This is a genomic window from Sporosarcina psychrophila (genome assembly GCF_001590685.1).
In the GTDB taxonomy this organism is placed as follows: domain Bacteria; phylum Bacillota; class Bacilli; order Bacillales_A; family Planococcaceae; genus Sporosarcina; species Sporosarcina psychrophila.
The window spans coordinates 2,907,173-2,925,514 of sequence record NZ_CP014616.1 but is presented as its reverse complement, the minus strand read 5'-3'; the positions used below and the strand labels follow the sequence as shown (position 1 = coordinate 2,925,514).

The 18,342-nt window shown below is 40.9% G+C and carries 16 protein-coding genes; 15 read left to right on the top strand and 1 reads right to left on the bottom strand.

The features are described from left to right. Position 1: 1 nt before the first annotated feature. The 13 genes from AZE41_RS14125 (at position 2) to paaX (ending at position 15,523) form a co-directional block, all read left to right on the top strand. On the top strand, positions 2 to 466 hold the full coding sequence (locus AZE41_RS14125) for a hypothetical protein (protein ID WP_067210640.1): 465 nt from the start codon (positions 2 to 4) through the stop codon (positions 464 to 466). A 949-nt stretch (positions 467 to 1,415) separates the two neighbouring features. Continuing rightward, complete coding sequence (locus AZE41_RS14120) at positions 1,416 to 5,879, top strand: S8 family peptidase (RefSeq protein WP_082786610.1); 4,464 nt, start codon at positions 1,416 to 1,418, stop codon at positions 5,877 to 5,879. 328 nt (positions 5,880 to 6,207) lie between these two features. Next, entirely contained in the window at positions 6,208 to 7,158 is a 951-nt protein-coding gene (gene paaA, locus AZE41_RS14115; protein ID WP_067210637.1) for a 1,2-phenylacetyl-CoA epoxidase subunit PaaA, read from the top strand. Between the two features lie 17 nt (positions 7,159 to 7,175). Then, positions 7,176 to 7,523 (top strand): 1,2-phenylacetyl-CoA epoxidase subunit PaaB, encoded by a 348-nt coding sequence (paaB, locus tag AZE41_RS14110; RefSeq protein ID WP_067210636.1) that lies wholly within the window; start codon positions 7,176 to 7,178, stop codon positions 7,521 to 7,523. After that, complete coding sequence (gene paaC, locus AZE41_RS14105; protein ID WP_067210633.1) at positions 7,520 to 8,332, top strand: 1,2-phenylacetyl-CoA epoxidase subunit PaaC; 813 nt, start codon at positions 7,520 to 7,522, stop codon at positions 8,330 to 8,332. The genes paaB and paaC overlap by 4 nt, the downstream gene beginning before the upstream one ends. A 26-nt stretch (positions 8,333 to 8,358) precedes the next feature. Then, positions 8,359 to 8,859 (top strand): 1,2-phenylacetyl-CoA epoxidase subunit PaaD, encoded by a 501-nt coding sequence (paaD, locus tag AZE41_RS14100; protein ID WP_067210631.1) that lies wholly within the window; start codon positions 8,359 to 8,361, stop codon positions 8,857 to 8,859. A 17-nt stretch (positions 8,860 to 8,876) separates the two neighbouring features. Further along, entirely contained in the window at positions 8,877 to 9,179 is a 303-nt protein-coding gene (locus AZE41_RS14095) for an EthD family reductase (protein ID WP_067210629.1), read from the top strand. Then, positions 9,179 to 9,955: an enoyl-CoA hydratase/isomerase family protein gene (locus AZE41_RS14090; RefSeq protein WP_067210626.1), complete on the top strand. Its 777-nt coding sequence runs from the start codon at positions 9,179 to 9,181 to the stop codon at positions 9,953 to 9,955. The genes AZE41_RS14095 and AZE41_RS14090 overlap by 1 nt, the downstream gene beginning before the upstream one ends. A gap of 12 nt (positions 9,956 to 9,967) precedes the next feature. Beyond that, the gene (locus tag AZE41_RS14085; protein ID WP_067210624.1) at positions 9,968 to 10,741 is read left to right on the top strand and encodes an enoyl-CoA hydratase-related protein; all 774 of its coding nucleotides are present in this window, start codon (positions 9,968 to 9,970) and stop codon (positions 10,739 to 10,741) included. A gap of 15 nt (positions 10,742 to 10,756) precedes the next feature. After that, on the top strand, positions 10,757 to 12,274 hold the full coding sequence (locus tag AZE41_RS14080) for an aldehyde dehydrogenase family protein (protein WP_067210622.1): 1,518 nt from the start codon (positions 10,757 to 10,759) through the stop codon (positions 12,272 to 12,274). A gap of 223 nt (positions 12,275 to 12,497) precedes the next feature. Then, positions 12,498 to 13,370: a 3-hydroxyacyl-CoA dehydrogenase gene (locus AZE41_RS14075; protein WP_067210620.1), complete on the top strand. Its 873-nt coding sequence runs from the start codon at positions 12,498 to 12,500 to the stop codon at positions 13,368 to 13,370. After that, positions 13,367 to 14,572, top strand: coding sequence for a thiolase family protein (locus AZE41_RS14070; protein WP_067210618.1), 1,206 nt, complete (start codon positions 13,367 to 13,369; stop codon positions 14,570 to 14,572). The genes AZE41_RS14075 and AZE41_RS14070 overlap by 4 nt, the downstream gene beginning before the upstream one ends. Positions 14,573 to 14,632: 60 nt before the next feature. After that, on the top strand, positions 14,633 to 15,523 hold the full coding sequence (paaX, locus tag AZE41_RS14065; RefSeq protein ID WP_082786609.1) for a phenylacetic acid degradation operon negative regulatory protein PaaX: 891 nt from the start codon (positions 14,633 to 14,635) through the stop codon (positions 15,521 to 15,523). Between the two features lie 683 nt (positions 15,524 to 16,206). On the opposite strand, the gene AZE41_RS14060 is transcribed toward paaX, so the two are convergent. Next, positions 16,207 to 16,728 carry a GNAT family N-acetyltransferase gene (locus AZE41_RS14060; RefSeq protein WP_067210615.1) on the bottom strand — a complete coding sequence of 174 codons (522 nt, stop codon included), beginning with the start codon at positions 16,726 to 16,728 and terminating at the stop codon, positions 16,207 to 16,209. A 311-nt stretch (positions 16,729 to 17,039) separates the two neighbouring features. Between AZE41_RS14060 and AZE41_RS14055 the strand changes: the two genes are divergently transcribed. Further along, entirely contained in the window at positions 17,040 to 17,465 is a 426-nt protein-coding gene (locus AZE41_RS14055; RefSeq protein ID WP_067210612.1) for an LXG domain-containing protein, read from the top strand. A 308-nt stretch (positions 17,466 to 17,773) separates the two neighbouring features. After that, positions 17,774 to 18,196 (top strand): toxin-antitoxin system YwqK family antitoxin, encoded by a 423-nt coding sequence (locus AZE41_RS14050; protein WP_067210609.1) that lies wholly within the window; start codon positions 17,774 to 17,776, stop codon positions 18,194 to 18,196. Positions 18,197 to 18,342: the final 146 nt, after the last annotated feature.

Below are 18,342 nucleotides of genomic sequence, written 5' to 3'. Positions count from 1 at the left end.
GATGATCTTATTTGGATTATTTTTGCTCGTGTTAAGTAGTTTGTTGGGCGTTTATATGTATGCATTATTCTATAAGTTACGTTTTGGAATCAGCGACCGTCTCAGATTTACAGTTACCTTAGCCGCGGGGCAAATTACCAGTTTTGTCATCGCGATCACATTATATTTGGTTTTTCCGATGGATTTTACGGTTATCTGTACGATTAACCTATGGATTGGCATTGTAATAGGCACTCAATTTAGTTCGGTGGTAAAGAAACAATCGGTTCTTGCCGGTTTTTTTAATGGAGGAGTAGCAGCAATCATGGGGACGATGGTAGGTGCTATCTCATTCGACCCGACCCTTTGCGGTTTGTCTGCATCGATCCTAACATTACAAAACACGGGTATTGCGGTTGGGATCTTCGGATTGTTGTTGCTTTGTGCCACGACATTGTTAGTGAGATTTTCGTTGATGAAAAAGTGAAGGGCGCTAGGTAATAAAATGGGTTTAAACTATTTTATAACCGAGTAAAAAGTTATGCCGGGATCATTCTAGAACCCGGTTTTTTTGTGCTTTTATAGTCAATAAATAATTCTCCATTACTACTTTTTTATCTCGCATTAACGGGCAGTAAGACCCCCACTTCAAGTCTTCAAGGACACGAGAAGAATAAGTGGGGGATGAAGAACCCGTAAAAGCCCGAATGGTTAAACTATCAATCAGTGAGGGGGGAGAAACCCCCCTCTGATTGAAGATGAAATTTATTATCGGAAAAATTTATGCCGGGATTATTCTAGAACCCGGTTTTTTGTGCTTTTATAGTCAATAAATAGTTCGCCATTACTACTTTTTTATCGTTCTCCAGAACTTCAAATCCTTTCAGTGGTGAAATCCCCCCTAAAATGAAAATTCACGTCTGGGCATCTACATTACTGAGAATAGGAATTAAATCGATGAAATATGATCGAATTAGTACTTTATGCATGCTTTGTTTCTATTTATACAAGTTACAAATACCTATTTATTCCTATCTGTATAATTGGAAATTGGCATTATTTTATCATACCTAGTCATATCTATGTATTTATTCATTATGATGCAAAAAAATGGTAATCTATCTTCAATTCAAGTCATCAAGAAAACGCAATGATACCAAGGGCGTAGCATACTCATTTGTCGAAGTGCTAATTATTTCCATAGAACTTTTCTACTGGAATAAATAGGGTTAGAGTAGATAAAAACTATCAATTGGTAAAGTTCTGTCAATATTCGACAAAAAGAGATTTAGTATCCGTGTATGTTTAGTAGTATCAACTAGATTTTCACAAGCGACACCGTCGGGTACCTACACTAACTTTTAGGAAGGGGGCAAGGGGTGTTTTTTATTGATTTAAAAAATGCAGTTCAATCGTTGTAAAAATCGGAGGGAGGAATGAATTTGAAGAAGCGTAGTCGAATAAGAGTGTTCAGCATTATTGCATCGTTACTCATGGTGTTTTCCCTGGTCACACCTGGAGTTGCGAACGCAGAGCCGAATCAAAAACTCCACGAATCTTTAAATAACTCTAATGTAATTTCAAAGGACAAAGTAAGTGATCGCTTGCTGGAAAGCTTCGGAAAAGCTGACACCGTCACTTTTTTGATAAAATTTAAAGAAAAAACGGATACGGAAAAAGTAGCGAGTGAAGCAAAAAAACATGCAATTAATGCAAATTTATCGGCACAAAAAGTGGAACTTATGCAACGATCGGCTGTCGTATCCGAGCTGAAAACAACATCTATCGAAACACAACAAAATGTTAAACAGTATCTTGAACAGCAAGTTAAAGCAGGAAACGCTAAAGACATCACCTCTTACTTTATCGTAAACGGTATGGCTGTTACGGCCACGAAGGAAGTCGCGCAAAAGGTAGCGACATTCGCAGAGGTTGAAAAAGTGCTACCCAATGAAACGCGCGAACTTTTTGCAACAAAAACTGAAAATGCAGTTGCTCCTGAATCTAAAATTGCAAATGTAGAATGGAACGTTGAGCGTGTCAATGCACCGCAAGTTTGGGACATGGGCATTGACGGTTCCGGTACGGTTGTTGCGAGCATCGATACAGGTGTTCAATGGAACCATCCCGCATTGAAAGAACAATATCGAGGGTATAATGCGGCATCAGGTGATGTGAACCATGACTTCAATTGGTTTGACGCAACTGTAGGACAAGCTACACCATATGATGATGTCGGTCATGGAACACATGTTACTGGCACAATGGTCGGTAGCGAACCGAATGGATCTAACCAAATCGGTGTTGCTCCAGGTGCTAAGTGGATCGCTGTTAAAGCATTCACTACGGCTGGTGGGTCAGATAGAGATTTACTGGCTGCAGCTCAATGGATTTTGGCACCGACAGACGCCAACGGTAATGTACGCGTCGATCTAGCGCCAGATGTCGTGAATAATTCATGGGGAGGTGGACCAGGACTTGATGAATGGTATCGTGATGTTGTCAAAAACTGGCGAGCAGCAGAAATTTTCCCAGAGTTTTCTGCAGGAAACACGACGCTATCTAATCCAGGCGGACCCGGATCAGTTGCAGCTCCATCGAATTACCCTGAATCTTTTGCAACTGGCGCAACGGACATTAATAACAAAGTAGGCAGCTTTTCTCTACGTGGTCCATCTCCATATGCAGAAATTAAACCCGACATTTCTGCACCGGGTGTGAATATTCGTTCATCCGTTCCAGGCAGCGGTTATGAAGGCGGTTGGAATGGAACATCAATGGCAGGACCGGCTGTATCGGGCGTGGCAGCGCTACTTCGCCAAGTAAACGCCAACTTAACAGTCGATGAAATGGAACAGATTTTACTTGATACAGCGACACCGTTGACTGACGCAGTATATCCACAGTCTCCGAACCACGGCTATGGATATGGACTTGTCGATGCTTACGAAGCTGTTTCATCAATCGCTAGTGGCCTTGGGAAAATGGAAGGTCAAGTTTCAAAACAAGGTGACGATCATGAAGCACCAACATACAAGCATGATGCGCCTGCAGAAACATACGCGGGAATGGATTTAGATTTGAGGGTTCAAGCGACAGATAATATTAGTATCGCGTCTGTCACATTGAACTATAAGGACGCAGCTAACAAGTGGCAAGCGGTGGAAGCTAGCCGTAAGTCGGGTAATTACCAGTCAGGTGAATTTGGAGCAACGATTGCGGGCGAAAGTATCGCAGGCAATACATTCACTTACAAATGGACAATCAATGATTTTGGGAATAATGAAGTGACAAGTGAAGAATACACGATTCAAGTGAAGCCGGGCATCACAATCGGCTTCTCAGAAGACTTTGAAACAACGCCGATTGGTTGGACTTCATTTGGCGAGAAGAACAGCTGGGAGTGGGGCGTACCAACATCTGGCCCAAATAGCGCCTCTTCAGGTGAAAAAGTATATGCGACAAATCTTACAGGCACATATGAAACTAATATGAATGCAACACTTGTCATGCCTCCAGTTGACTTGCCAGAAGGGGATTCCTTCTTGCAATTTAAACAATGGCATAACTTCGAGCAATCTACATCCGGCAGAGCATGGGATTACGGTCATGTATTCATTTCCATAGATCAGGTGGAATGGACCCAACTACTCATGGTTCAAGGTCAATCGGACGGTTGGATTGACGGTGAAGTTGACTTGTCGGAATATAGCGGTCAACGTGTTTACATCGGTTTCAATGCATTTTCCGACGCTAGCGTTGTAAAAGATGGCTGGTATATTGATGATGTAGCACTGACAACTACTTCAAAAACGGGCAAAATGCAAAAAGGAACTACACAAGATAGTAACGGAAGCAATGAGAAAAATAGCGGTAAAAATCTTGAAGCTATTAAAACCGAATCTGGTAAAGACCTCGGTATTATTAAAGAAAAAGAAAAAGATGCATTCAAAGAACCTATCGATCCGACAAAAATTCACCCGGTAGTTCCTAAGAAAGAACAACCGCCAGTCCAAGACGAAAAGGCAAACCCTACACTGCTTCCTTTAAGTGCACAAGTCAGTGTGCTTGAAACAGGGCGTTCGGTCTATTCGAACCCTGCTGATGGAAAATATTCACTGACGCATGGAGCAGGAACATTTACGGCGAAAGCAGAAGCATACGGATTCCAATCTGAAGAGCAATCCGTAACAATCGAAGCAGACAGTTCAACGAAAGTTAATTTCACGCTAAATGAAATTACACAATCCACGGTAAGAGGTACAATTACTGATCAGTCAACAGGTGAAGCAATTGGTGGAGCAACATTGCTGCTAATCGAAGATGCAAACATTACACCTGTCGAAACAGATGGAAATGGGAATTATTCCATCACCGCTTATGAAGGCGACTACACGTTGAAGGTGATTGCACGTGGCTACCATAGTCAAGAAGCGGCTATCACAATTGGCGACGGCACGACTGAAAAAGATTTCGCACTAGAACCATTTTACACATATCCAGGCGGCGAAATTGGGTATGACGACGGCACAGGCGAGAATGCGCGTGCATTCTACGATGCAGGTAATGGCTGGGGAGTGAAAATGTCTCTTCCAGAAGGTAAAGAATCCGGAATTGTCACAGACGGCGTACTCCGCTTCTGGGATACGGAATGGCCAGTTCCAGGAGGGACGGCTTTTGCAGTAGAAGTATGGGATGCAACGGGTGCTGACGGAACTCCTGGCAAGAAACTTGCAGGACCAATCGATGCACAGGCTCTGCGTAACGGAGAGTGGACAGTTGTAGATTTAACTGAGCACAACATAGTTGTCAGCGGTGACTTTTACATGGTTTACATCCAGAAAGATCCAAGTCCAAATTCACCTGGTCTCGCGACAGATGAAACTGGAACGAACGCGGGAAGAAGTTATCAATATGTATCGGGCGCGTGGTCAGCAGCACCTGCGGCGGAAGGGAATTACATGATTCGTGCACGTGTCAGCTATGAAGTCCATGCACCAATTATTACTTCACCTGCAGAGAACTTCACGACAAATGAATCAAGTATTACGATCGAAGGGACAGCATCTCCGACGACAACAATCCAGCTGAAAAACAACGGAGAAGATGCAGGTACGGCAGTGGTTGGAGAAGACGGCAAATTTACAATCAAAAATGAGCTTGCAGAAGGAGTAAATGAGTTCAAGGCAGTTTCCACGCTTAATGGCAAAGTGACAGGCGAATCTGCTCCAGTTACAGTGACATTAGATACTGAAAACCCTGAACTGACAATCGATAACCCGAAAAACGGTGATAAATCGAATCGTGAAACGGTTATGGTTGAAGGGACGGTTTCTGATGCTAACCTTGATTGGGTAAAAGTAAACGGCCAAAATGCGGAAGTCGTAAATGGAAACTATTCCAAACGTATTTTGCTTGATAATGGTGAAAACGAAATAACGGTTGTTGCAAGTGATAAAGCGAATAACCAAACTTCGAAGACGGTGGTAGTTACAGCTCAATATAATGCACCATCAATCGAAAATTTAACACCAACTAATGATGTCTACTTAACAACAGGCAAAAGTGTAAAAATAGAATTTGACAGTGCCCCAGGACTAAAAGCTAGTTTTGTAATCCACATGCCACTGACAAATGTAGGCAACGAAGTGACAAATGCCACCGAACTTCCATTTAGTGAGACATCACCAGGTCACTATGTAGGTTACTGGACAGTACCGTTTGGTGTCACTGCTGACGGAGCGCGTATTGAAGCAAAAGTTATTGACAACTTCAAAAACGAAGCGCGTAAAATGGCGGAAGGCAAGTTGTTTATAAACATGGAGAATGGAGAAAAAGTGGAAAATGGTGAGGTCATTCAAGACATTGAAAGCATCGAGAAAAATAGCATGAGCAATTGATTTACGTATTAAAAATGGACATCGGCAGAATTTTGCCGGTGTTTTTTTGTTTTTGGGAATTGTCCCAGAAGGTATTCAAAGTATAGAAATGAAGGAACAGCAGAAGTACCTGAACATCTTCTTGAAGATTTAGAAGATGCATAAGTCGGATGTCCGACAGATTCTATTAAAGTGGGCGACCAAGTATTAAGTAAGCGACTGTTTATGGAAAAGGCACACGGTATTATCGGATTGGTATGTCTATAAATATAACTGAGTTTTAGATTAACGTTATGTAAGTGTTATATGTTTAGTCGGAAACACATACCTTAAACTAGGGGGCTGTGAAATGACGGGTTTATACAATTCGGAAGTAGAAAAGTTAGCTCACTTTATGCAGAGGATTGAAGCAGGTGACAAAATTGAAGCCGATGATTGGATGCCTGAAGAATATAGGCTGACATTGATTAAATTGATTTCCATGCATGGAATGAGCGAAATAATGGGGGCTCTCCCAGAGAAAGAATGGGTACCAAAAGCCCCATCCCTTTCTCGTAAGTTAGGCATTATGGCCAAGGTGCAAGACGAAATGGGCCACGGTCAACTGCTTCTTCGCGTAACTGAAGATTTACTTAAACCATATGGCAAGAATCGCGGAGATTTAATGCAGGACTTATTCAATGGAGACTTGAAATTTCATAATGTATTTCACATGAAAACAACTACATGGGCAGATGCTGGAATAATCGGTTGGCTCGTTGATGGGGCTGCAATTATTACACAAACAAATATGCTTGGGGCTTCTTATGGGCCTTACGGGAGAGCGTTACAGCGTATTTGCGCTGAAGAAGTGTTTCATGCACAGCATGGTGAATCTATTATTATGGCACTTGCGGAAGGTACAAATGATCAAAAATCGATGATTCAGGAATCAATCAATTATTGGTGGGAATCTCTGTTAATGTTCTTCGGACCTGCGAGTAAAGAAACAACAGGTTCTTCGAAACAAGATTTGACTATTAAATATAAAATCCGGACAAAAACAAACGAAGAGTTCAGGCAAATCTTTTTTGATAAATATATCCCGCGTATTTTATCTCTTGGTCTAACAATCCCAGATCCGACCATAAAATTCGATGCTGAAAGCAAAATATGGACGTACAAACAACCGGATTGGAATGAATTCAAGAAAAATATTAGAAATGAAGGACCTCGTTCTCAGGCACGCCTGAACCTGCGTCGTACATCTTATGAAAATAATACATGGGTGCGAGATGCTTTAAGTGCAGTCGTTAATTAATGGAAGGAGTCAGTAAAATGACTGGAGAAAAAACATTTTATCAAGAATATGAAGTGTTCAGTAAGCGGACACCGAGCTCGGCATTCCAACACCAATTCAGCTTACTGGCTCCAAATGAAGATATGGCACTTATTTTGGCACAGGAAAATTTCATGCGCCGTGAACCAGTTGCAGACATTTGGATTATAAATCGAAAGAATGTTAGGAAAATGAATGCCGAAGAGAAGATGACGCTCACCAGGCTAGACAATAAAGAGTACAGGACGACAAAAGGCTATGGTTACTTAAAGAAAAAATGGCGTCAATATGAACAGCAAGTGCTTGATGAAAAAGAAATTTTGTCATGGGGAGGGGAGCGGAAATGAGCATAACAGACAATGGCATGAGCATGGAATATAAAGAAGCAATCACTAGTTTGTTGTTCCAATTAGCAGATGATGATTTTCTGTACGCATTCCGCGGATCTGAATGGCTCGGACTCGCTCCTCACATTGAAGAAGACGTAGCTTCCTCATCCATTAGCCAAGACAGTATGGGGCATGCGGCGATGTACTACAAATTACTTGAAGAGCTTGGAGCTGGAAAAGCGGATGACTTGGCCCATTTACGTCCGACAGATGAAAGAAAGAACAGCATTTTGACGGAACGGGTGAACGGCGAAGGTTATTATATGGAAACACCCAATTATGACTGGGCCTATCAAGTCGTAAGGAGTTATTTTTATATACAAGCGAAAAAGGTAAAAATGGATTCGTTATGTGAAAGCTCATACAAACCTATTGCTGAAGTGGCGATAAAAGTGAAAATGGAACTTTATTATCACAAGTTGCACTGGGAAACGTGGTTTAAGCAGTTAATGAATTCTACAGATGTGGCAAAAAAGAAAATGAATGATGCAATTACGCTTGTTTTGAATGATTTTGGAGATGTATTTTCTTTTGGAAATCAGAAACAAAAGATTGAAAGCAGTAACTTAATAGACAGTGAGGAAGAAATGAAGAAACAATGGCAAGCTATCATCAATCCAGTGTTCGAAACCCTCCAAATGGAAGTACCGTTGATCCCGAATCATCCCGTGATGAACGGACGAAACGGTGAGCACACAAAAGACTTAGATGAAGCACTCGGCACGCTTTCCGAAGTTTACAAACTTGACCCGGCAGCTGTCTGGTAAACGGTACCAGGAAAGAGGTGAATAATATGACTGCTTCTGTAGATGTTTCAACTGAGCGTATTTTTGAAGTACTTATGAATGTGAAAGATCCGGAAATTGATTCGGTGAGTATTATTGATCTTGGAATGGTGGGCGAAGTTACAACCGAAGGAAATAACGTCAAAATCACACTTCTACCGACTTTTTTGGGATGTCCGGCACTCGAATTTATTAAAACGAATACAGTAAATGCTGTGAAAAAACTACCGGAAGTTGAAACGATTGAAGTAGAATTCGTCTTTCATCCGCCATGGACATCAGACCGTATAACGGAACAAGGTCATGTGAATCTGAAAAAATTTGGGATTGCTCCACCGCCCCGCTATTTTGAGGAAGATGGATCATGGCATGTGGATTGTGCCTATTGCGGATCTGGCTATGTATCAATGGAAAATATTTTTGGACCGACGGCCTGCAGAAGTATTTTGTATTGCAAAAGCTGTAAAAACGTATTTGAGGCAATGAAACCCGTGTCTACATTAATGTAAAGTGAGGAGAAGAAAAAATGGCTAAACTAATTGCTTTGTACAAACACCCAGAAAACAAAGAGGCTTTTGATGATCATTATTTCAATGTACATTCACCGCTAACAGCAAAAATCCCTGGTCTCCGTGAAATGAAGGTAACAAAAATATCAGGATCTCCAATGGGAGGTGAAGGGAAATATTACCTCACATGTGAGATGAAGTATGACAATCTAGAAGCGTTACAGGCAGGTTTGCGCACAGCTGAAGGAAAGGCATCAGGCAAAGATTTGATGGGGTTTGCGGGTGATCTTGTTACATTAATGATTGGTGAGGATGCCTAGTGTATAGTTTTGAATTCATTGAAACGACAGTAAAGGGAAACATCGCGGTGATTGAACTGAATCGTCCTCGCCAGTTAAATTCGTTGAATCGGAAAATGGTTTGTGAAATCGTTACTGCAATGGAAATGTTTGATCGAGAAGAAGAAGTTCGCATTATCGTCCTTACTGGAAAAGGCCGTTCATTTTCAGCTGGGGCTGATATTGATGAAATGACTGGAGATGACCCAGTCAGCCTTGAACTCTTGAACCAATTTGCTGATTGGGACCGTTTTACACTTATTAAAAAGCCAATCATTGGTGCAGTAAAAGGCTTTGTTTTAGGAGGGGGATTTGAGCTTGCATTGTGCTGTGATATTTTAATTGCAGCAAGCGGTACAGAATTTTCATTCCCGGAAGCAGGCCTCGGCGTCATGCCGGGTGCAGGAGGGACACAGCGGTTGACGAAACTTGTCGGACGTACGAAAGCGCTCGAATGGCTTTGGACAGGAGAGCGTATTTCCGCGGAAACAGCACTCAAACATGGAGTCATTAACAAAGTTGTTGCTCCTGAACTATTAATAGAAGAAACGCTGAAGTTTGCAAATCGACTAGCCAAACAACCACCGCTCTCACTGCGCCTTATTAAAGATTCGGTTAATAAAGCAGTGGATTATCCCTTGTATGAAGGAATGCAGTATGAACGGAAAAATTTCTACCTTCTTTTCGCATCACTGGACCAAAAAGAAGGTATGAGCGCATTTGTTGAGAAAAGAAGGCCGGATTATCAAGGAAAGTAAGGAGTGTGCTAAATGTTTGAGACAATTCGTTACGATGTCAAAGATGGAATTGCGTGGCTCATCTTAAATAGACCTGACAAACTGAATGCTTTTATCTCGCAGATGAATCGTGAAGTAAAAGATGCAATCAAAGCGGCATCATACGATGAACAAGTGCGCTGTGTTGTCATTACAGGTGAAGGACGGGCATTTTGTTCCGGACAAGATTTATCAGAAATTGATGAATTTATGGATCATGGTCAAGTGTTAAGAGATCATTATGGACCGATGATCCAGCAAATCAGAAAATGTGAAAAACCGATTATTGCGGCAGTAAATGGTGTAGCAGCAGGGGCGGGGTTTAGCCTTGCGCTTGCTTGTGACTTTAGACTAATGTCTGAGCGTGCCAGTTTATTAAATGCATTCATCCATGTGGGGCTTATTCCGGATTCAGGTAATCTTTATTATTTAACACAATTAGTCGGACAATCTAAAGCTGCAGAATTAGCCATTTTAGGAGAAAAAGTGCCAGCTACAGAGGCGGTTGCAATGGGTCTTGCAAACCGACTGATTCCATCAGAAACATGGGAAGAGGATGTATCTGCATTTGCAACACGACTTGCCGCTTTACCAACAAAAGCAATCGGATTAATCAAAGGCTCATTGATGACGATATCAGAACTTTCTTTTGAAGAATATCTTGAACATGAAGCTCAAGGACAGCGAATAGCTGGTTTAACAAAAGATCATCGCGAAGGCATCAATGCATTTATGAAAAAAAGAAAACCTGTTTTTACAGGCCAATAGGGGGAAGTAAACCATATGACAAAAACCCATGAAATCGAAATCGAACAAGAAACGATAAAGCGTGATTTCTATAAACTTTTTATCAACGGTGAACAAGTCGAAAGTAGCAGTGGCGAGCGCACAAAGATTTATAATCCGGCGACGGGTGAACTACTTGCTGAAGTAGCGAAAGCAACCAAAGAAGACGCTGAAAAAGCTGTTCAAGCTGCCAGGGATTCATTTGATAATGGCAAATGGAAAATAACTCCTGCAGGACGGCGTGCACGTGTACTAAACAAAATTGCAGCAATTATGGGTTCACGCTTTAATGAACTTGTAGAACTAGAAATTTTGAATACGGGTAAATCACTTGCAGCTGCTAAAGGGCAGATTTCACAAGCCATTGAAGACTTTGAATTTTATGCGGGCGCTATTGTTGGACATGGGGGTTCTGTGAATAATGTACCTGGTCAATTCCATAATTACACAGAAAAAGAACCACTTGGTGTATGCGCGCAAATTATTCCGTGGAACTATCCACTTATGATGGCTGCTTGGAAGATTGCTCCAGCTATTGCAGCAGGGTGCTCCGTCGTTATTAAGCCAGCGTCTCTCACGCCACTTACAGCTATTATTCTTGGAGAAATTTGCTACGAAGCAGGGGTTCCAGCAGGCGTCGTTAACATTTTGCCAGGATCTGGATCTGAAATCGGTAATTACTTGGTAGAACATGAACTAGTGAATAAAGTTGCATTCACGGGTTCTACACCAATTGGAAAAGACATTATGGCAAAAGCAGCAGGAACAGTAAAACGCGTAACACTAGAACTTGGTGGAAAATCCCCAAGCCTTGTTTTTGAAGATGCAGATATTGAAGCAGCAGTTGATGGTTCACTCTACGGAGCTTTCAATAACTCAGGTCAATCGTGTGATGCGCGTACACGCATCTATATTCATGAAAATGTGTACGATGAGTTCGTTGAGAAATTTATTGCTAAAACAGAAAAACTTGTAATTGGGGATCCATTTGATAAAGGAACACATATGGGCGCAGTTATCGATCAGTGCCAGTTGGACACAGTGAAAATGTATGTTCAATCTGCAATTGATGAAGGTGCTGAAATCCTTACTGGTGGTAAAGAATTAAAACCAGAAGGCTTTGAAAACGGATTTTGGTATGCGCCGACAATAATCGGAAACGTAACACAAGACATGAAAGTTGTTCGTGAAGAAATCTTTGGACCAGTTGTCGTTGTATCGAAGTTTAAAAACGAAAAAGAGGCAATTGCATTAGCAAATGACTCAGATTTTGGGCTAGCTTCTTCTATTTGGTCAACAAATACTGCAACTACAACACGTGTTGCGAACCAAATTCAAGCGGGAATCGTTATGATCAACACGCCATTCTCTGCATTCCCAGGTACACCATTCGGTGGCTATAAACAATCCGGATTTGGCCGTGAGCTAGCAATCGGATCGCTTGATCTTTACACTGAAACAAAAAGCATTATGTCGTACTTTGGCAGTCGTCCAGTAAATCCATTTGGACTATAAAGAAAAGCGAAAGGCGCCCGCAAGACGCGACAGGCATAAGACGATCTAGTGACGTGGCGCTCTTTGCCACATAGCTGGATTGCTTATGACCAAGGGGGTGGCGCGTGGAGCTAGACACTGCTCCAAATTGAAAAACTAATGTTTTCTTATCTTTTTAAAAACGACGGACAGGGATGTATGATCTCCTGTCCGTATTCTTTCATCATAAAAAGGAGGATCACTTATGATTAATCGAATAGTTGTTGTCGGTTCCGGTGTGATGGGCAGAGGAATAGCCTATGTCGGAGCGATTGGCGGATATAAAGTTACAATTGTCGACATCAATGGATCCGCATTGGAAAATGCGAAACAAGAAATTGATAGTATCTTTGAAAAAGGTCTCGCACGCGGAAAGATATCAGCAAATCAGGCTGAACAAGCGCATAGTAATTTAAATTATGAAAGTGACTTGGCAAAAGCCGCAGAGAATGCGGATTTAATCATTGAAGCTGTTCCTGAAAAGGCTGCCATTAAAAAGCAAGTATTTGAAACGATTGAAGAATATGCACCAGCACATTGTTATTTTGCAACGAATACATCGACGATGAGTCCGACAGAAATTGCTTCTTTCGGTAAACGCCCAGAAAAAACAATCGCCATGCACTTTTTCAATCCCGTACATAAAATGACTCTTGTTGAAATTGTCCGGGGCTTGGAAACGAGTGATGAAACGGTAGAGACGATTAAACAAGTTGCTGTCAATATGGGAAAAGAAACGGTTGTTATTAATGAATTTCCTGGGTTTGTAACAAGCCGGATTAGTGCGCTTGTCGGCAATGAAGCATTTTATATGCTGCAAGAGGGACTTGGAACAGCAGAAGAAATTGATAAAGCAATTAAGCTTGGCTTAAATTACCCTATGGGTCCATTCGAGCTCGTGGATTTAGTGGGTCTTGACACACGTTTGAACAACTTGAACTATTTATATGACAAGCTTGGAGAAAAGTACCGTCCAGCGCCTCTCCTAGAACAATACGTAAAAGCGGGGCGTCTTGGACGGAAAAGCGGAAAAGGTGTCTACGATTATACACATGGAGAAGAGTTGATTACGAAATGAGAGAAGTAGTCATAGTAGACGCTGTTCGTACACCTATTGGCAGGTACAATGGCGCGTTAAAAGACGTACGTCCAGATGATTTAGGTGCAATCGTCATTAAGGCACTTATTGATCGAAATCCAAATCTTCCCGCAGAGCAGATCGAAGAGGTCGTTCTCGGAAACGCCAATCAGGCTGGAGAAGATAACCGCAATGTTGCACGTATGGCAGGTTTGTTGGCGGGTCTTCCAGTCGAGGTGGGGGGCACGACGATTAACCGTCTTTGTGGTTCAGGCATAGACGCTGTCATTTACGCTGCAAGAGCAATTGCAGTTGGGGATGGTGATATTTACATTGCAGGCGGAACGGAAAGTATGACGCGTGCCCCGCTTGTTATGGCAAAGCCGGATAAGGCAAATCCACGAGGTAATATGGAACTACAAGATACAACAATTGGCTGGCGCTTTACAAATGAAAAACTGCAAGAAATGTACGGAACGGATTCGATGCCGCGTACCGCTGAAAACGTCGCGCAGCGTTACACGATAACGCGAGAAAATCAGGATTTGTTTGCATATGAAAGCCAACAACGTGCAAAGGCAGCAATAGAAGCTAACAGATTTTCCAAAGAAATTGTTCCGGTTGTTTATACGGATAGAAAAGGCAATGAAATCACTGTAGATCAAGATGAACATCCGCGGCCGGACATTACGCTTGAGAAACTGGCACAATTAAAACCATTATTTGAGGGCGGTACAATTACAGCAGGCAACGCATCAGGTGTTAATGATGGCGCGTGTGCATTGCTTCTTATGAGTGCCGAAAAGGCGAAGGAACTAAATCTTAAACCTTTAGCAAAATATGTTGCGGGGGCAACGGCGGGACTTGAACCGGCTGTCATGGGGCTTGGTCCGATTATTGCTTCAAAAAAAGCGCTAGTACGTGCGGGATTGACGATGAATGATATAGGACTCGTCGAAGTGAATGAAGCCTTCGCTTCCCAATCACTCGAGTGCATTAGACAGTTAGAGTTGGACGCTGAAAAAGTAAACGTCAATGGTGGAGCAATCGCTTTTGGACACCCTTTAGGCGCGAGCGGTGCCCGAATTTTAACGACACTCTTATATGAAATGAAAAGACGGAATGTTCAATATGGACTCGCAACAATGTGTATCGGGGTAGGCCAAGGAATTGCGGCAATTATTGAGAATGTCTCGGAATAATAAAAGAACTGTCGAATCGTGATACATCGATAAGGAACGAAAAAAGAAAGAGTGAATATCATGGCAAATACACAATCAATGATTTTTACAATCTACGGTGATTATATCCGTCATTACGGCAACAAAGTATGGATTGGCAGCTTGATTCGGTTATTGAAGGAATTTGGTCATAATGAACAATCGGTTCGAGTAGCTGTCTCAAGAATGATGAAACAAGGATGGATTCAATCCGAAAAACAAGGCAACAAAAGTTATTATTTCTTGACGGTGCGAGGGGAAGCACGGATTGAAGAAGCGGCAATTCGTATTTTCAAATTAAACCCAACTGAGTGGGACGGAAAATGGCGCATGCTTATGTATACGATTCCGGAAGAAAAAAGACAAATTCGTGATGAACTTCGAAAAGAGTTATTATGGAGCGGATTCGGAAGTTTTTCAAATGGATGCTGGATTTCGCCAATTGATCTCGAAAAAGAAGTGAACCTTCTTATTGAAAAATATGATATTCAGTTTTACGTAGATTTCTTTGTATGTGACTACAAAGGACCGCAAGCGGACAAGTTGCTCGTTGAAAAAAGCTGGCCACTTCAAGAAATTGAAGGGAAATATCAAGAATTCATTGCGACGTACAGCAAAAAATACATTGTCCACCAAAGTATAATAAACGAAGGTAAAATGACGGATGCAGAGTGTTTCGTGGAGCGCACCAATCTTGTGCACGAATACCGAAAGTTTCTCTTTACAGATCCAGGTCTCCCAAAAGAGCTGCTGCCTGAAGTGTGGAGTGGTAATCACGCTACTCTGTTATTTGAACAATATTATAAATTGCTCGCTCAATCAGCAAGCCGTTTTTTCGAACAGGTATTCCAAGAAGACAATGACATGCGCAGGAAAGATAAAACGTATGACGCAGATGACCACCCGCTTATTAGTGACTACTTAACAAACTAAAAAGTAACTCGCTGCCCAAAGTCACGGGTTCTTTTCGGCTGATAAAAGGTCATTTAACAGATCAAACGGTGTCCCCATCGGCACGCTTTTAGAGTATCAATTAGCATCGCATTTAGCGGTGCTTTTATTTTTTTCTTATATAATCCTGCATCTCGGCTATAAAGAGCGCTTGCCTTATGACTTCGTAACTTTAGTAATGAAAATATCGGAAAAAATAAGTCTTATGGAGCGTTTTTTCTCAAATGGGAAAATTATTCCTCTTTATATTCGTATGACATAATAGGTAAATGTTTTCATTCATCAGATTTTTGAATGCGGCGTGGAGAGGGATGTTTATCGTTAGGGGATTATTTGCTACTAAAAGAGATTTGGAGCAGTTGATGTTGGTTTGGAATAAAATTGATCTGAAATATCCCCAAAATCCATATTTTAAGTTAAATGATAAGAACTCGTTTTGAAAAATGATTGATCAAAACGGGTTAATTCTTTGTGAAATACTATGCGATTTTTATAATAAAGCATGATCATTTTCTACCTAGTAATTCTAAAACAATCGGGCCCGATTGCGGTATAAATATTATATTTTTGCTAAGACAGAGTTAAAAAAATCGGATTTCTCTTCTGGATATTTGTGTCTACTATGGGTCAAGACGTTGATAGCTTACATTTCTTTGCGGGAGATCCTATTCTACTAAGGATTCTGTTATTTTCCCATCTAGATTTTTAATCGCCAACATCGAATTATCCTGAATGATACCTGTATCTACGAAACCAAATGAAGCGTATAATGTTTTAGCTATGACATTACTTGTTCGATAAAAGAGGGCTACATATTCTGCTTCTCCATCTGGCGTAGTTTCAATATCCATCAACATTTTTTCAAAAGCAAGTTTGCCATAACCTTTCCCCTGGTAACTCTTTTCAATCATAATATGCCAAATGAAATAGCTCTTCTTCCCATAAAAAACTTCATTTTCAAATGATTCATGATCCAACGTATCATAAATATACATCAAAAATCCAACCGCAACTTCATCGGCATAAATGGCAAAGGGAGTTGCTGGTATACCGTCTGCGTTCAACATATGAGCATCTGCAAAGCTTCTGAGGTTAGTAGTTTCTATTAAGTCTTCCTGGCCTTCTTCAACTTCAAGTGCTATTACTTCATCTATGTTATCCCCGGTTATCTTTCGTAATTCAATCATTTTTTTTCCTCTCCTCTCCTAAAACAAGCCACTACTACACATGGCCTAAAACATTCCAAACATCATTTCCATGAATCTCGAAATAGGTTACACAAAGTATTCACCAATGCTAACTCTTTTTCCCCTGTGATTTCTAAACCTTATTCCGCAAAATGGCTCGTTTGTTGAATTGTCATAATCCATCTTGTCAATGCAATTGTATCAAACCTTTTACAAATTATCGGACTTTATTACAAATGATCAATCTTTATTTTAAATCTACAGTTGAAAGTAATTGTCATTGTTGCCGGATAATCGGGGGGGGATGCTTTTTGAAGGTACTTGATGTTCATCCATTAAAGAATCGACTCCATCGGAACATCACCATGCTTGATCGTCTAGGAAACGAAATGGAAACCATCGATCGAGCGGTTCAAGGACTCGTTGCGATGGAAGATTCGTTGAAAGGCGAAGGCGGCAACGCAATTCGTACATTTTACGCGGATTGCCACTTGCCGTTCCTTCAGTTTTTCAAGCTATTTCAGAGCCGTTTTACATACGTCCTAAAACAGATGGACGCTGCCCTTGATGCACCCGAACCAGATTCATCAGGTTTCATTCGTGAGTATTTCCTAGGCGTAGAAATTGAACGTGGGTTGAAGAACATTGCGCAACTGACGGAGAGTCTAACGGATGAAGCGAACAGCTTCATGAATCGAGTTGTGGACATCATTGACCCTTCCGCATCTCAATTATAACGAAGTGCAGGAAGGCGTTCACACTGCTACAATTAAACGAGAAAATACGCTCACACAATTGCATGAATTCGATGCGAATAAAATAGAATCAGAACTTTGTTGATCGAACAACTATAGAATCTTGATAATTGCTAATGAATTAAATAGTCCCCTAAAGAGGAATCTTGATGCTCGAATAGAAGAATTGAATGTAAATGTGATAAGAACAGGAATTAATAGGACTAAACCTGGTGGAATTATGTTTAAATTCTGTCCACGCTGTATGTATTTACTAGACGGATTTGAAGTAATATCGGAGGTGCCTAAGGTTGGAAGATAAGATAGTAGATAAAGAATATGTTGTGAAAAATGGTAAAAAATACGGGAGCAGTTTTGGTTATGGAGGGGATGAATATGATTCCTTTATAGTAGAATATGATCAAGACGATAATGAACATTTATTTACTGGTATAATTTATGACTGTTATGAAAATGGTGATTTAGCAAATTACTATGTAGTTAAGGGAGGGGTTAAGAACGGAGAAATGCTTTATTTTTATCCTAATGGACAAGTTAAAGAAATTAAATATCTAGCTAAAAATACATTAGAAGGTATACAAAAAGAGTACTATGAAAATGGCGTTTTAAAAGTAGTTGAATATAGAGTTTTAGGTAGATTAAAGACTTTTAAAAAATATGATGAACATGGCAATGTGTTAGAAGGAAAGATAGAACCAACAGAATCAAATTAAACTTATGCTAGAAAAATGGGGGACAATGGTAAGAGAAGAAGTGTTTAAAACGAAGGTGGATGTAAATAGTATTATGTATTTGTCCGTGACAAGTAGCATTCTTAAAGACTTTTTTCGGTGGTGATTACTTATTGCTGTGCATTTTT

Excerpts from the sequence above, each read along its gene's own strand:
- paaC (WP_067210633.1), top strand. The coding sequence starts at position 7,520 with ATGAGCATAACAGACAATGGCATGAGCATGGAATATAAAGAAGCAATC.
- paaA (WP_067210637.1), top strand. The coding sequence starts at position 6,208 with ATGACGGGTTTATACAATTCGGAAGTAGAAAAGTTAGCTCACTTTATG.
- AZE41_RS14070 (WP_067210618.1), top strand. The coding sequence starts at position 13,367 with ATGAGAGAAGTAGTCATAGTAGACGCTGTTCGTACACCTATTGGCAGG.
- paaD (WP_067210631.1), top strand. The coding sequence starts at position 8,359 with ATGACTGCTTCTGTAGATGTTTCAACTGAGCGTATTTTTGAAGTACTT.
- AZE41_RS14060 (WP_067210615.1), bottom strand. The coding sequence starts at position 16,728 with ATGATTGAATTACGAAAGATAACCGGGGATAACATAGATGAAGTAATA.
- AZE41_RS14085 (WP_067210624.1), top strand. The coding sequence starts at position 9,968 with ATGTTTGAGACAATTCGTTACGATGTCAAAGATGGAATTGCGTGGCTC.
- paaX (WP_082786609.1), top strand. The coding sequence starts at position 14,633 with ATGGCAAATACACAATCAATGATTTTTACAATCTACGGTGATTATATC.
- AZE41_RS14080 (WP_067210622.1), top strand. The coding sequence starts at position 10,757 with ATGACAAAAACCCATGAAATCGAAATCGAACAAGAAACGATAAAGCGT.
- paaB (WP_067210636.1), top strand. The coding sequence starts at position 7,176 with ATGACTGGAGAAAAAACATTTTATCAAGAATATGAAGTGTTCAGTAAG.
- AZE41_RS14120 (WP_082786610.1), top strand. The coding sequence starts at position 1,416 with ATGAATTTGAAGAAGCGTAGTCGAATAAGAGTGTTCAGCATTATTGCA.
- AZE41_RS14095 (WP_067210629.1), top strand. The coding sequence starts at position 8,877 with ATGGCTAAACTAATTGCTTTGTACAAACACCCAGAAAACAAAGAGGCT.
- AZE41_RS14125 (WP_067210640.1), top strand. The coding sequence starts at position 2 with ATGATCTTATTTGGATTATTTTTGCTCGTGTTAAGTAGTTTGTTGGGC.
- AZE41_RS14075 (WP_067210620.1), top strand. The coding sequence starts at position 12,498 with ATGATTAATCGAATAGTTGTTGTCGGTTCCGGTGTGATGGGCAGAGGA.